This is a genomic window from Sulfurospirillum deleyianum DSM 6946, assembly GCF_000024885.1.
GTDB classification, from domain to species: domain Bacteria; phylum Campylobacterota; class Campylobacteria; order Campylobacterales; family Sulfurospirillaceae; genus Sulfurospirillum; species Sulfurospirillum deleyianum.
On record NC_013512.1, the window covers coordinates 572,848 to 588,219 of the forward strand.

Annotated in this window: 12 protein-coding genes; 8 read left to right on the forward strand and 4 right to left on the reverse strand. The window is 38.6% G+C overall.

Annotation, left to right across the window (positions count from 1 at the left end; genetic code table 11):
* Window position 1 precedes the first annotated feature (1 nt).
* The 4 genes from SDEL_RS03025 to SDEL_RS03040 form a co-directional block, all read right to left on the reverse strand.
* The gene (locus tag SDEL_RS03025; RefSeq protein ID WP_012856391.1) at window positions 2–397 is read right to left on the reverse strand and encodes an SEL1-like repeat protein; all 396 of its coding nucleotides are present in this window, start codon (window positions 395–397) and stop codon (window positions 2–4) included.
* On the reverse strand, window positions 394–1,569 hold the full coding sequence (locus SDEL_RS03030; RefSeq protein ID WP_012856392.1) for a hypothetical protein: 1,176 nt from the start codon (window positions 1,567–1,569) through the stop codon (window positions 394–396). Before SDEL_RS03030 ends, SDEL_RS03025 begins: the two co-directional genes overlap by 4 nt.
* A 65-nt stretch (window positions 1,570–1,634) precedes the next feature.
* Window positions 1,635–3,437 carry an excinuclease ABC subunit UvrC gene (gene uvrC, locus SDEL_RS03035; protein WP_041666236.1) on the reverse strand — a complete coding sequence of 601 codons (1,803 nt, stop codon included), beginning with the start codon at window positions 3,435–3,437 and terminating at the stop codon, window positions 1,635–1,637.
* Between the two features lie 2 nt (window positions 3,438–3,439).
* Window positions 3,440–3,766 carry a hypothetical protein gene (locus tag SDEL_RS03040; RefSeq protein ID WP_223295834.1) on the reverse strand — a complete coding sequence of 109 codons (327 nt, stop codon included), beginning with the start codon at window positions 3,764–3,766 and terminating at the stop codon, window positions 3,440–3,442.
* 227 nt (window positions 3,767–3,993) lie between these two features.
* Here SDEL_RS03040 and nadB point away from each other — a divergent pair, with 227 nt between their 5' ends.
* The 8 genes from nadB (at window position 3,994) to SDEL_RS03080 (ending at window position 15,352) form a co-directional block, all read left to right on the forward strand.
* Complete coding sequence (gene nadB, locus SDEL_RS03045) at window positions 3,994–5,451, forward strand: L-aspartate oxidase (RefSeq protein ID WP_012856395.1); 1,458 nt, start codon at window positions 3,994–3,996, stop codon at window positions 5,449–5,451.
* On the forward strand, window positions 5,452–6,801 hold the full coding sequence (nhaD, locus tag SDEL_RS03050; protein ID WP_012856396.1) for a sodium:proton antiporter NhaD: 1,350 nt from the start codon (window positions 5,452–5,454) through the stop codon (window positions 6,799–6,801).
* A gap of 13 nt (window positions 6,802–6,814) precedes the next feature.
* Window positions 6,815–8,350: a glutamine-hydrolyzing GMP synthase gene (gene guaA, locus SDEL_RS03055; protein ID WP_012856397.1), complete on the forward strand. Its 1,536-nt coding sequence runs from the start codon at window positions 6,815–6,817 to the stop codon at window positions 8,348–8,350.
* Complete coding sequence (locus tag SDEL_RS03060; protein WP_012856398.1) at window positions 8,341–8,985, forward strand: uroporphyrinogen-III synthase; 645 nt, start codon at window positions 8,341–8,343, stop codon at window positions 8,983–8,985. The genes guaA and SDEL_RS03060 overlap by 10 nt, the downstream gene beginning before the upstream one ends.
* Before the next feature lie 280 nt (window positions 8,986–9,265).
* Window positions 9,266–10,540, forward strand: coding sequence for a phosphoribosylamine--glycine ligase (gene purD / locus SDEL_RS03065; RefSeq protein WP_012856399.1), 1,275 nt, complete (start codon window positions 9,266–9,268; stop codon window positions 10,538–10,540).
* Complete coding sequence (locus SDEL_RS03070; protein WP_012856400.1) at window positions 10,530–10,985, forward strand: RDD family protein; 456 nt, start codon at window positions 10,530–10,532, stop codon at window positions 10,983–10,985. The genes purD and SDEL_RS03070 overlap by 11 nt, the downstream gene beginning before the upstream one ends.
* Entirely contained in the window at window positions 10,945–13,077 is a 2,133-nt protein-coding gene (locus tag SDEL_RS03075; RefSeq protein WP_012856401.1) for an LPS-assembly protein LptD, read from the forward strand. The genes SDEL_RS03070 and SDEL_RS03075 overlap by 41 nt, the downstream gene beginning before the upstream one ends.
* Window positions 13,078–13,111: 34 nt before the next feature.
* Window positions 13,112–15,352: a polyribonucleotide nucleotidyltransferase gene (locus SDEL_RS03080; protein WP_012856402.1), complete on the forward strand. Its 2,241-nt coding sequence runs from the start codon at window positions 13,112–13,114 to the stop codon at window positions 15,350–15,352.
* Window positions 15,353–15,372: the final 20 nt, after the last annotated feature.

A 15,372-nucleotide genomic window follows, 5' to 3' on the forward strand; every position in this document is an offset into this window, starting at 1 on the left:
GTTAATTTAATGTTATTTTGTAAGTGGAGGCAATCTCTTGACATAAGGGACTGTTTTTTGAACCTTCTTTTAAAAGCAAAATGGCTTCATCTTGTTTGGTGTGATTTTTAAGATAAGCTTCTGCAAGATAGCATTTTGCTTTAACATTTCCTTTCATAACGGCTTGTTCTAAATAGGGAATGGCAAGGGCAGCATTGGCTTCTAATCCTTCTCCATAAAGGTACATTTTTCCTAGGTAAAAGTAACTTTGCATACTACTTTCTTGTTTAATAGAGCGTTCAAATAGCTCCTTGGCATCGCTATAATGACCACTTTTGTATGCCAATACCGCTTCTCTAAAAAGGTCTGCATGAGCAAACGAGAGAAGAAAAAGGGTCGAAAACAAAACTTTTTTCATAAAATACTTTCCTTAAATGTTTCAATGCTGTGTTGAAGTTTTTCTAAGATATGTAAGATTTCATCTTTGGTATCAAAATCTAAGCTGGTTTCAAGATGCTCAAAATGATGATATAGCGAAAGGATATGTAAGTGTAAAGCAACACTTTTTAATTTATTAAGCTCTTCTTTTGCTTGAAAACGATCATTGATCGTAATCGCTTGTGTAATGAGTGGCATAGATGTGCTAAGGGTTTCAAGATATTCTTCCATAATCTGTGCGAGAGTACTAATATCAAGCCCCAGAGATTCTGCGCATTCTGACAAATCAAATGTTTCATCATACTCCTCTTGCTGGGGTAGCGTTTTTTCATCTGCAAAAAGGGTGGTGTCTTTGAGTAAATCTTCGTAGTTATCTTCTGGGTACGCTTCATCAACAGGAGATGAGACTGTTTCAAATGTTAAATCGTGAGGCTGAATCTGATCAATAGAACAATATTCAACAGGCGTAACGCTCTCTTCTTCCAAGGGTTTGTCTGCTTTTTTTGTCTCTAAAATTGCTTCGTCGAATTTTAATTTGAAGGAAGAGGGCTCCTCTTCATCTTCTATAACGCTCTTGAGTGGAAGCCCCAATGAGCTCTCCTCATCGCGTGCATCACTCTCTTGTGCTATAGGTGCTTCAAAAAGAGAGGTGGCGTCTTGAGGGGTGAATGAGAAATCTTCTTCTATCGTCTCCTTGGATGAAGTAAAAGAGGGACGCTCAAAAGAAGAGGAGAACGATTCACTCAGGGTTGTTTCTTCTTTGGGGGGAACGGGAATTGCAAGAACAGGCTCAAAAGCAATAGTGTGTTCAAAATCATGTTGCATAAGAGGGTGCGTCACTTCTATTCCATAAAAAAGGGTGTTGCCATTGATCTCGTGTTGTAGATAGATCTCATGGATACTTAGTGTTGTTTCAATCTCTTTGCCATTTTTAAGTTTGATCAATGCTTTTTTATGGGGAGTGCCACTGTGCAGGGCATAATCAATCCATGAAAAATTTTTAAATTTAAAAATAAAACCGGGTTTATTCATAAAAAGATCGGCAAAATCGTTGTGATAATTGCGGAATTCTTCCATATCTTCGTACCCTAAAAGGGACAACTCTTCATTCCCGATCCCTAAAAATAAACCATTTTTGTCATAAAGTACCAAACGAAGATCCTTTATTAAGTGAACATTAATTTTCTCATTCTAGCCCACCTATGCTTAAGATTAACCTACTTATTTAAGCTTTGAAAGAGTTTTTCTCCCATCTTTTTACCGATGGTGACCTCAAGTTCTTCTTGTGTGGCAGCATAGATAGCTTCGAAGGTTCCAAAATAACTTACTAACTTTTTAAGGGTTGCTTGACCCATTCCTTCAATGCTAAGCAATTCCATACTTAAATCTTTGGAGCGTTTTTTCTTTTGGTGAAAACTGATAGCAAAACGGTGTGCTTCATCACGCAATTTTTGTAAAAATTGTAGTCGTTTATCTGCGGGTGCTAGTTTTAAAGCGGAAGATTTCCCATAAACAAGATCATGCGCACTTCCTTTTGCACGGTGCGCTTTTGCGTCAATTTTTTCTTTGGCAATGGCAAGAACATCAAGCGAGATACGTGCTTCTTTTAAGAGCCCTAATGCTAATTGTCGTAGGGTTTTGCCTCCATCTAAAAGCCATAAATCAGGGGGAGATTCTTTTTTAAAATCTGCAATACGGCGTTCTAGCATTTCACGCATTTGGGCATATTCATCTTTATGATGCAAAAGATAGTGACGGTAGGAAGCTTTGAGAAATCCTTCATCCCAGACGACCATAGCGCCCACAGGAGAAGTGCCGCCAAGATGCGAATTATCAAAGATTTCAATACGCTTTGGCAGAGCAGTTAAATCAAAAAGGGCATGGAGTTGCTCGGTGATAGACGTATGCTGTTTTGTGATATGTTGCAAGAGAAGAAGGTGGGCATTCTCTTTTGCAAGGGAAATGAGGTGTCGCTTTTCTCCCTTTTGGGGTGTTGAAATAGTGATTTTTTGGTTAAATTTTTCACTTAAAAACACTGCTAGGGCATCTGCTTCTTCAAAGGATTCTGCGACGAGAATATGGTGTGCGAACGTTTGATGCATGGGTTGATAAAATTCAAACAATGCTCGCTGGTAGAGTTCTTCTTTATCAAATCCATGCACGTGATGCAAGAAGGAGTGTGAGGTGGAGACGATTTTCCCCGCACGAATAAACAGACGCATAATCACCGCTGTTTTTTCCACTATTTCAATCGCAAAAACGTCATAATTCTCCAAAGTTGAGAGTTCCACATGCGTTACATGTAAAGATTCTTTGATAGAGCGCATCAGGTCTCGAAGTTTTGCGGCTTCCTCAAAATTGAGCTTTAAAGAAGCCTCTTCCATCTTTACATGTAAAAGATGTAAGAGCTTTTTTTGCTCACTTAAAGATTCAAGGGCTTGTTGTACAATTTTTGCATAAGAAGCTGTCTCTATTTTTGCTTCACAAGGGGCTAAACAACGTCCAATTTGGTAAAATAAACACGCTTTTTTCTCTTTTAAACACCCTTTTTTTTGCACCAGCGGAAACGCTAAATAGAGTGCTTCAAGAAGAGCTTTGGCAGAGCCTGAAAGAGGACCAAAATATTTCATATTTTTATCATTCGTAATTTTACGGGTGATTTCAAAACGAGGGAAAGGGTCTGCTAAATTGATGGCGATATAAGGATATGTTTTGTCATCTCTGAGCAAAATATTGTATTTGGGTTTGAGTTGTTTAATCAGAGAGTTTTCCAAAATCAGTGCATCGTGTTCACTTTGCACCACAATATACTCAACATTTTCAACTTCATGAATCATTTTTGTAATACGAGCAGAAAGAGTAGGCGATGCAGAGAGCTGTTCTGAAAAACGAAAATAACTTTTGACACGGTTATGGAGATTTTTGGCTTTGCCTACGTAAAGGAGTGCTCCTGAAGCATTGAAGTACTGATAAATCCCCGCACTTTTAGGGGCGTTTTTTATTTTCTGCGCTAACATGATACTTACTTGGAAATAGTCTCTTGAATGGCTTTAAAAAGCGCTTGAAGTTTTGGGTCTTCACACTCTATTTTAAACCCTCCTGTGGCTTGTTCTGGATAAGAAATATGCGAAGAATAAGCATTTTGGAGAGTATTTGTTTCGTGGGGTTGATTGCTCACGAAGGCTTGAATCTCTTTTACATGTAACGCCTCACATTCAGGAAAACGGATGCAAATTTCTTTTAATAGACTCTTTATTAAATTACGTTTATAATTGAACTCCATTTTGGCACAGGGATGATTGAGTACAAAAAAAAGGGTTTCGTTTTTAGTGTACACAAAACGTATCATACTTGTGAAGCTTTTGGGTAGCACACTGAGCAATCTGTCATAACAGCGCATCTGCTCATATTTCTTCATAGAAGGTTGTTGTACGAGATGAGAAATTATACTTTTAGAATCTTTCATGCGTTGATTATAGCATGTTTAGGCTTTGCGCTCTTTGGATGTGGCTACAAAGGTCCTCCTGTTTATAAAGACACCAATACGACAAACACGTTAAAGAAATTTTAATACCCATGAAAACATCGTACGATGTGCTCATTATTGGCACGGGTATTGCAGGGCTTCATACCGCATTGGCGTTACCAAAATCTTTGAGTGTGCTGGTTATCTCTAAAGATTATGCATGGGAATGCAATACCTTTTATGCTCAAGGCGGTGTTGCGGTCGCCAAAGATGAAGCGGATATTGCTTTACATGTAAAGGATACCCTTGAAGCAGGCGCTGGGCATTGTAACCCTGAAGCAGTTACTGTTTTGTGTTCTGAGGGCCCTCTTGCCATTAAACACTTGATTGAAAAAGGATTTTGTTTTGATACCGATGAAGCGGGTCAATTACTCTATACCAAAGAAGCCGCTCACAGCACCAATCGCATTTTACACGCAGGAGGTGATGCTACGGGGCGGTATATTCACCTTTTTTTAATGCAGCAACTTCCTTTTCCTATTTTGTATAACACGCAAGTTACCGATTTGTTAATAGAAAAAGGTGTTTGTTATGGTGTGCGGGTGTTTCACGCCGATAAAATTTTTAATCTCTATGCAAAAAAAGTGGTGATTGCCAGTGGTGGTGTGGGTTCACTCTATGAGTATCATACTAACGCTCGAACGATTAGTGCAGATATGCAAGGGGTCTGTTTAAGTCGTGGTTTATCTTTAGCGGATATGGAAATGATGCAGTTTCACCCCACAGCGTTTGTCTTAAGCCCTACCGTTCGTAAACAGCTCTTAAGTGAGTCTTTACGAGGTGAGGGTGCTAAAATCGTTGATGAAGATGGTGTGCGATTTACGTTTGAGTATGACCCACGGGGTGAATTGGCGCCTAGAGACGTGGTAAGTCGTGCCATTTTTCAGCATAAACAAAAAACAGGCAAAGAGGTCTATTTGGACTTAAGTGCTTTTTCTTCTGAACACTTCAAAAAACGCTTTCCAAGCATCTATTTTAATATGACCAATATTGGCTATGATGTCCCTTCTCAAAAAATTCCTATTTCTCCTGCTTTTCACTATTCGATGGGGGGTATTCAAACTGATTTGTATGGGCATGTTTTACATGTAAAAGACCTTTATGCTGTGGGCGAATGTGCTCATACGGGCGTTCATGGGGCTAATAGGTTAGCTAGCAATTCGTTGTTGGAAGGGTTGGTCTTTTCAAAACGTGTTGCTTTGGATAGTGTGAAAACGATGGATGCCGATAAAAAAATACCTTTTTTTAGTGAAGAAGAAGAGGTTTTAATACACGAAGGAGATAAAGAGTTAAAAAATGAACTGCGTCATTTGATGTGGTCTTATGCGGGTATACAACGTGAAGAGAAGGGGTTACGTCAAGCGAAAAAACGGGTAGAAGAGATGTCGGAACGTCCTATTGGAAAGTTATTGAGGTTACGTCTTTTGGTGTCACAAGAGATTATAACAAGCGCACTGAAACGAAAAAAATCATTAGGTGCACATTATGTAATAGAGGGGAAAGAATAGATGCGAATTATCTTGCTTTTATTAGCATGTTTTAGCACCATTTGGGCGTCCAATGGGGAAGATTTAACAACAACATGGGTGGGAATTCTCTCCTTGATTATCTTTGTTGTTGGGTATTATATGGTTGCAGCAGAAGAGAATTACCATATCAACAAAGCAAAACCTGCTCTGTTTATGGGTACGTTTATTTTTCTTTTGATTGGTATCTATAATTTTAGTAATGGTATTGATCCTAGTGCGCTTACGCACAGTGTGGAACATTTGATTTTGGAAATTTCACAAATTTTCTTTTTCCTATTGGTTGCGATGACTTACATAGAAGTCTTGATTGAGAGACAGGTCTTTGATACATTAAAATACAATCTTGTTTCTAAAGGGTATAGTTATAAAAAATTGTTTTGGTTAACAGGCGCATTAGCCTTTTTTATTAGCCCTGTGGCAGACAACTTAACAACAGCGTTAATTTTATCAACCGTGTTAGTCACCATTGAAAAAGAAAATCCACGTTTTCTAGTGCCTGGTGCAATTAACATCGTCGTTGCTGCCAATGCAGGAGGTGCATGGAGCCCTTTTGGAGATATTACAACTCTCATGACATGGATGGCAGAAAAAGCTCCTTTTACAGATTTCTTTTACCTCTTCCCAGCTTCGTTTTTGGGATGGTTAGTAACAGCATGGTTACTTTCATTGTACGTTCCTTCTGATAAACCACATTTTGATGTAACCACAGAACCTAAGGTTTCTGTCTTAATGGGTGGAAAAGTAGTGATTGCATTAGGGGTTCTTACTATTGTATCAGCCGTCTTATGTCAGCAACTCTTTAAATTGCCTCCTATGTGGGGAATGTTATTTGGATTGTCTTTGTTAAAACTCTACAGCTATCGACTTAAACGCAAAAAAGGTGAAGAGCTTAATACCTTTAAAATGATTGGAAAAATTGAACACGATACCTTGCTCTTCTTCTTTGGTATTTTAGCGGCGGTGGGTGGACTTCACTTTTTAGGATACTTAGATTTAGCCGTAAAATTGTATGATAGCGCAGGTCCTACGGTGGTCAACATTGGCGTTGGATTTTTATCGGCGATTGTGGACAATGTTCCTGTGATGAGTGCGGTTTTAAAAGCCAACCCAGACATGGGAATGGATCAATGGTTATTGGTCACGATGACCGCAGGTATTGGTGGCAGTTTGATTAGCTTTGGCTCGGCTGCAGGTGTGGGCGTGATGGGAAAACTTCGAGGTATTTATACCTTTGGTTCACATATGAAGTACGCATGGACAGTACTGGTAGGATATCTGCTCTCCTTAATCATTTGGTATGTGCAGTTTGAAATGCTTGATTTATATTAACAGAAGGAAATAAATGAAAGAAGTACCTATTTTAGTTTTAGATTTTGGGTCGCAATACACACAGTTGATTGCACGTAAACTCCGTGAAAGTGGGGTGTATTGTGAAATTGTGCCTTATAATGAAAAGATTGAAGATATTCAAAAACGAAATCCTAAGGGAATTATTTTAAGTGGCGGTCCAGCATCGGTGTATGCTAAAGATGCGTATCATCCTGATGAAAAAGTCTATGAATTAGGTCTGCCTATCTTAGGTATTTGTTATGGTATGCAACTTTTGACACAGCATTTTGGTGGAAGCGTTATTCCTGCAACCCATCAAGAATATGGCAAAGCTGAGCTTAAATTTGAGAGTGACCATAAAATTTTTAAAGACACGACATGCGGTCAAATTGTCTGGATGAGTCACGGGGACAGAGTCGAGGCATTGCCTCAAGGGTTTGAAAAAATTGGGTTTAGTGAGAATTCTCCGTATGCGGCGATTGCTGATGAAAAGCGCAATATGTATGCGTTTCAATTTCATCCAGAGGTTTACCATTCAGAGCAAGGAACAAAGCTTCTGAAAAACTTTGCAAAGCATATTTGTGGCTGTGAAAGTACATGGAACATGGGTTCATTTGCCAAAGAGCAAATCGCTAAAATTCAAGCGCAAGTAGGGGATAAAAAAGTACTGTGTGGTGTCAGTGGTGGTGTCGATAGTTCTGTGGTCGCAACACTTTTAGCCGAAGCGATTGGGGATAAGCTTGTTTCTGTTTTTGTGGACAATGGATTACTTCGTGCCAATGAACGTGCGCAAGTCGAAGCGATGTTTAAAAGCCGTGGGGTACCTTTGATTACCGTGGATGCGAGTGAGAAATTTTTAAGCCGTTTAGCAGGGGTGAGTGATCCTGAGAAAAAGCGTAAAATTATTGGTGAAACATTCATCGAAGTTTTTGATGAAGAGGCGAAAAAGCACAATGGTATTCAGTTCTTAGCACAAGGGACACTCTATACGGATGTGATTGAGTCTGTCTCTGTAAAAGGTCCTTCTAAAACCATCAAGTCGCATCACAATGTTGGGGGCCTTCCTGATTGGATGAGTTTTGAATTGATTGAGCCGTTGCGTGAAATTTTTAAAGATGAAGTACGTACTCTTGGTGCGGAGCTTGGATTGCCACGCGATATGTTAAATCGCCATCCTTTCCCTGGTCCTGGTCTTGCGATTCGTATTATGGGTGAGGTCACAAAAGATGATTTGACACTGTTGCGTGCGGCGGATGTCATTATGCTTGAGGAGCTTCGTTCAACAGGCTATTATGAGAAAACATGGCAAGCTTTTACCGTACTTTTAAATGTAAAAAGCGTGGGTGTCATGGGCGATAATCGAACCTATGATAATACCATTTGTGTCAGAATTGTGGATGCAACGGATGGTATGACTGCCACGTTTGCACACATTCCTCACACCATTTTGGAGAATATCTCCAGACGTATCATTAATGAAGTCAGTGGCATTAATCGTGTCGTCTATGATATCTCTTCAAAGCCACCTGCCACAATCGAATGGGAATAAAAACGCCTATCTACCTCTTTAGCGATGAAACACGCTCTAAAGAGGTCGTCCATCTTCCTCTTTTTGAAATCTGCTATACCCAAGCTTTCGTAGATATAGAAGCCTATGATGCGATTGTTTTTACGTCTAAAAATAGTGTTAAGGCACTCGAGCGCTTAGGGGTTGCATGGCAGACAAAAGCTGCGTACGCAATTGGAGAAGGAACCGCACAGACAATCATGCACTATGGTGGCAATCTGCTCTTTACATGTAATCATTCGTATGGTGACCTCTTTGCTGAAGAACTTATTCCATTATTGCAAGGTAAACGGGTTTTTTTCCCACGTGCGAAAGAGGTTATTTCGCCATTGTTTGAAATCTTAACAAAGGCGGGGATAACCATTTCGCAGTCGGTGATGTATGAAACTGTATGTAAAACCTATGATGCTTCTTTGACTCCACCACCTAAGGCTATTTTGATTTTCACCTCACCTTCAACGGTGCACTGTTTTTTGAAAAATTTTTCGTGGGATGCGTCTTATCGTGTGGTTGTAATTGGAACGAAAACAGCTGCTGTTTTGCCGTTACATGTAAAACCCGTGATCGCTGAAATTCAAACGATAGAACACTGCATTACTTTGGCAAAAGCTCTTTAGAAGCTAAGATTATTTATAATGAGAAATAACAAGTTATTTACTGTGCCTGGGTGAAGCGACAACCGTTTTCATGAGGGTCCAACGATTAGTATAGGTGGAGTTTCGTACGTTTTTGGTGTGTCTGTGGTTTCGTTTGAGCTTTGTTGCAAGGCGAGAAATTGCAGCCTAAAAAAAAGGTCAATTCCCAGAAGTTGGCTTATTAGGGCCGCTTCAATCTCGGAACGCTCACTTGGGTTTTACATGTAAAGCACGGATAAAGATTTTTTTGGAGAGAACATTGATGAAAGTTATGGTTGTTGGAAGCGGTGGAAGAGAGTATTCGATAGGTTTAGCGCTTAAGAGAGACCCTAATGTCAGTGAACTTTTTTTTGCACCAGGTAATGGTGCTACCCCTTGGTTGGGGCAGAATGTTACATGTAAAGATTATGAAGAACTCGCTGCGTTTGCTAAAGAAAAAGGTATTGATTTAACGGTTGTTGGTCCAGAGACGGCGTTGGTTGAAGGTATCGTTGATATTTTTAGAGCCAAAGGTTTAGTCATTTTTGGTGCCTCACAAGCAGCCGCTCGTTTAGAGGGCTCAAAGATTTTTATGAAAAATTTTCTCTCTTCTTATGGCATTCCCACAGCGAAATATATAGAGACGCATGATGCCAACAAAGCCAATGCATTTATTGAAACGTTAGCGCTTCCGATTGTAGTGAAAGCGGATGGATTGTGCGCAGGCAAGGGTGTGATTATTGCACAGAGCAAGGAAGAAGCAAAAGAAGCTGTTGCGGATATGCTCAGTGGTAAAAGCTTTGGTGATGCAGGACATGGCGTTGTCGTTGAGGAATTTTTAGATGGTTATGAACTTTCCTTATTTGTCGTTTGTGATGGTATTGATTATAAAATTTTGCCTGCCGCACAAGATCATAAACGTTTAAAAGATAATGATATAGGACCTAACACAGGTGGTATGGGTGCGTATGCTCCAACGCCTTTGATTGATGATGTGCTTTATAAAAAAGTAGAAGAACGTGTGATTAAACCAACGTTAGCAGGGATGCAAAAAGAGGGAACGCCATTTGAAGGTGTTTTGTTTATTGGGTTAATGATTGTAAAAAATGAACCGATTGTTTTAGAATACAATGTCCGTTTTGGTGACCCTGAGTGTGAAATTTTAATGCCTTTATTAAAAACACCTGCGAGTGAGCTTTTTTATAAAGCAGCAACACAAAATCTTAAAAATTTAGAGATAGAGTTTTACGATAAATACGCTATTGCTGTGGTGATGGCAAGTGAAAACTATCCTTATGGCACGTCAAAACCTTCTGAGATTATTATCGATAAAAGTGCCCATGAAGCGCTTGAACATACCCATATTTCGTATGCGGGTGTGAGTTTGGAAGAGGGTACGTTGTATGCGACGGGAGGTCGTGTGCTTTTATGTGTAGGTGTAGGTGATACGATTAAAGAGGCGAGAGAGAGAGCCTATTTACTCTGTGGTCAAGTTCATTTTGCAGGAAAACAATTTAGAAGCGATATCGCGTATCAGGCACTTCAATATGACAAATGAAGAGTTAATTGAAAAGTTTGAGCGTGAAAATATAAGCTTAGCGACACTTCAAAAGCGTGGCTTTGCATATGCGATTGATGAAATTTTGATTTCTCTTCTCTTTGCGTTTATTTATATTGACCAAATTCCTCAAACTGCAAGTACCGAAGAGATGATTGAGATGATTAATGGGTTGTTTTTCTATGTTGTGCTTTTGAAAGTCATATATCAGACATTTTTTGTATGGATGTATGGTGCGACATTGGGTAGAATCGCTATGAAAATTAGGGTTATTTCAACAGAAGATTTGGAAAAACCTTCGCTTCTTCTCTCTTTAAGTCGTGCGTCGTTTCGTATTATTAGTGAATCAATTTTTTATTTAGGTTTTGTATGGGCTGCATTAAATCCAAAAAGAGAGACATGGCATGATAAAGTTGCCAATACGTTGGTGGTCAATGCGCATTAAAACACTTATCCTTTTAGGGCTTTCTTTGTGTAGTCTTTGGGCAGCACCGCAAGAAGTTCAAGATGTTGAGGTTTTGGCGCAAACGGTAACAAAAAATGGAACACTCGTTCATGCCGTAGGTAATGTTGTTTTGTATAGCCCCAAATATCTCATTACAGCCGATGAAGCGTATTACGATTATGAGAGCGGTGATGTTGAATTATTTGGAAATATCACGACACTTGAAGGTGTGGACTATGCTTCTAGAAGTGGTCATACCAAACTCAATTTAAATACAGATAAAGGTGTTTCTACACCCCTTTTCTTTTTTGAAGAGAAATCAAATCTATGGATTAAGTGTGAGAATGCGATCTTAAACCCCGATACTTATATCACACAAAAATCAATTGTTTCGAGCTGTAATACGCAGGACCCTGATTGGAAGATTGCGTTTACAACAGGTGAATTTAATAAAGAGAGCAAATGGCTACATATCTATAACCCTGTTTTTTATGCGAATGATATCCCTGTGTTTTATCTTCCTTATTTTTCATTTTCAACAGATACAACTCGTCGTACGGGGCTCTTACCTCCTCAAATTGGAATAGGAGGCTCAGAGGGATTTTATTATTTACAGCCTATTTATTTTGCACCTGCAGAAAACTGGGATTTAGAAGTACGTCCACAAATACGAACAGAGCGTGGTGAGGGTATTCATAGTACCTATCGTTTTGTAGATTCTCCGTACTCTTCAGGTCAAATAACGGCGGGTTATTTTAAAGAACAGAGTGATTATGCTAAAGAGGAAGAATTAAGCAATGATGCACACTATGGTGTACGTGTTTCGTATGATAGAAGTGCTTTGTTGAGCACAAAATACAGTGGCATTGAAGATGGTTTATGGGTAGATATTAACTATCTTAATGACATTGATTACTACAATACGATCGATGCTGATTCAAGCACCTCTGATAAACTTGTCACCTCACGTGTCAATTATTATGTTAAAAAAGACGAAGATTATTTGGGTATTTATGCAAAAAATTACATTGATACTTCCAAAGAATCAAATGATGATACCTTGCAAGAATTACCAACACTACAGTATCATCACTTCTCAAATCCTTTTTTATTAGACAATCTTTTTTATTCGGTGGATTATAAAGCTAAAAATTATACACGCCAAGAGGGGGTGACTGCATTTCAAAATGAAGTTCGAACCCCTGTAAGTCTCTATTTCTCAGTTTTAGAAGATTACTTACATGTCAATGTCTCAGAGAATGTTTATATGACACAGGTTTCTTATGGGAATGATTCGGATGAGGGAAGCTCAGGAGAGTATTTTAATAACTACCATACGTTTTCACTCTATACGGATCTTTCAAAAGGGTATGATACCTTTTTCCACACGATGTATATGGGTGTGGAACATACGGTTCCTAGCTATGATAAACAAAGCGGAGCATGGAGTTATACGTATGCTAATAATGAGTTGATTCCTTTAGAATTTGAAGAGAAAAATACGGCATTAAAATTTAGACAATTTTTTTATGATATGGACGGTGAAAAGAAGTTTAGCCATACGATTAAACAAGCCTATTATTATGATAGAGAAGATGAGTATGGGGATTTAGAAAATGATATGAAATACTATCTAACGGATCGTTTTTATGTCGGTAACACAGTAAATTACTCCAACACTTTTCATCAACTCTCCCGTAATCAAGTCTCTTTGACGTATAAAGATTCGATATATACAGGGGCTATGCGTTATACGTATGTGGATAAATCGTATGAACATAATAATGAAGGTAAAGATTATAGTTATGTGACGTTTAGTGCAGAAACACGTTATTTTGAAAACATTGATTTGTTTGCAACGGTCAATTATGATATCGAGGAAGATATTTTTAAATCATGGAGTATGGGTATTAAAAAGTTTAAAAAATGTTGGGATTATTCACTGGTGTATAAAGATGTTACGAACCCTAAACAAACCAGCTCAGGTGTAGATTCCACCAATAAAAAAGGTGTCATGTTAATGTTTACACTCTATCCAATGGGAAGTATGAATTACAAACTGTTTGAACAAGAGAGTGAACAAAGGTTATAAGTTAAATTGAGTTAAATCACGAAGGAGTGAAAAAGTGGAATATAAAATTTATGTGAACAATCAAGAAGAGATTTATGATATAGGCAAAGTTGCCAAACAAGCAGCGGGTGCTGCTTTATTGAAAATTAAAAATACGGTTATCCTAGCGACCGTTGCACGTGATGATACGCAAGTCTCTGAAAATTTTGTGCCTTTGACGGTTCAATATGTCGAAAAAAGTTATGCTGTAGGTAAAATTCCTGGCGGATATATTAAACGAGAGACAAAACCAGGTGATTTTGAAACACTAACCTCCCGTATTATTGATAGAAGTTTACGTCCACTTTTCCCAAAAGGGTATGCGTACCCAACACAAATTACCGTTTTTGTTTTAAGTTGTGATGCTGAAGTTGATCTTCAAGTTGCAGCACTAAACGCAGCAGGTGCTGCATTGTACCTTTCAGATATCCCTGTAAATAAAGCAGTTGCAGGTGTTCGTATTGGTTATGTTGATGGAGCGTACGTGGTGAATCCATCTAATTCTCTCCTCAAAAAAAGTACGTTGGATTTATATGTGGCTGGAACAAAAGAAGAGTTGTTAATGATTGAAATGCGCTCTATTGCTTCTATGGAAAGTGTTAGCCTACCTGTTATGGCAATTGACCCGATGTTAGATCCGACTTTAGCAGAAAATATGATGGCTAAGCAAGTCATCAATGAATTTCCTGAAGATGCAATTTTAGCTGCGATTGATACAGCACAAAATGCTATTACTGAAGCGACAACGGCGTATGAGAACACATTTGTTTCCTTGAAAAAAGAGGACGCCATTCTTGATTATAAACAAGATTTGACCAGTGATGCGATTTTTGCTTATATTGATGAGTTTTACAAAGAGGCTGTTTATGACGCTATCAATCAAATGGCAAAAAGCGAGCGAGCGAGTGAATTAAGTAAGATTGTAGATGCGATTTTAAAAGACAATATTGCTACGCTCGAAGGTTGGGATAAGGCACTTGTTGATAGCGTTCTTCAAACGTATAAAAAGAAGATTGTGCGTGAGATGATTGTTGAAAAAAGAGTACGTGCGGATGGAAGAAAATTAACAGAAATTAGACCTATTAGCATTGAAACAAATCTGTTGCCTCTTGCGCATGGTTCATGTCTTTTTACACGAGGTCAGACACAAGCATTGGTTATCGCAACATTAGGTAATGACAAAGATGCACAAATGTACGACTTATTAACCGAAAAAAGTAGTGTAAGCGATACTTTTATGGTCAATTATAACTTCCCAGGCTTTTCAGTAGGAGAAGCTTCTCCTTTACGTGCGCCAGGACGTAGAGAATTAGGTCATGGTAATCTTGCACGACGTGCTTTAGAACCCGTTGTGGATATCAACAGACTACAAACAATTCGTTTAGTCTCTGAAATTTTAGAATCCAATGGATCTTCTTCTATGGCAACGATTTGTGGAGGAGCACTTGCTTTAAAAGCAGCAGGTGTTGAAATTGAAAAATTGGTTGCAGGTATTGCAATGGGACTGGTTTTTGAAGGGGATAAACACGCTGTTTTAAGTGATATCATGGGATTAGAAGATCATGATGGTGATATGGATTTTAAAGTGGCTGGAACAAAAGATGGTATTACGGCACTTCAAATGGACATTAAATTGGGTGGAATTTCTAGGGATGTTTTAAAAGAGGCACTTTATCAAGCAAGAGAAGGACGTGAACATATCCTTGCAATTATGGAAAAAGCAAGTGAAGAAATAGTTATTAACAATGCCGTACTTCCTAAATTAGAGCTGTTTAATGTTGATCCTTCTAAAATCGTAGATATTATAGGGCAAGCGGGAAAAACCATTAGAGAAATTATTGAAAAATTTGAAGTTTCGATTGATTTGGATCGTGAAAAAGGTGAAGTTAAAATTGCGGGAGAAAATAAAGAAAAAGTGGATGCCGCAAAAGAGCACATTATTCAGATTACGAACAAAGCCTCTTTTGGTGGTCGTGGTGGACATGGTCGAGATAGAGACAATAAGTATCCTACAAAAGAGAGTAAACCAGTGCCAACATTTATTCAAGATGAAGTTGTGGATGGTACCGTAAAACGTATTGTAGATTTTGGTGCTTTTGTTGAATTGCCTGGCGGTATTGATGGTCTTTTACATGTTTCAAAAATTGCGGATCATCGTGTTGATAAAGTCAGTGATTATCTCGCATTAGAGCAAAAAGTACGTGTAAAAATTTTAAAGCAAGCAGGAAATAAAATAGAACTAGAGCTTGTACGCTAGTTTAAAGGCTTTTTAACAAT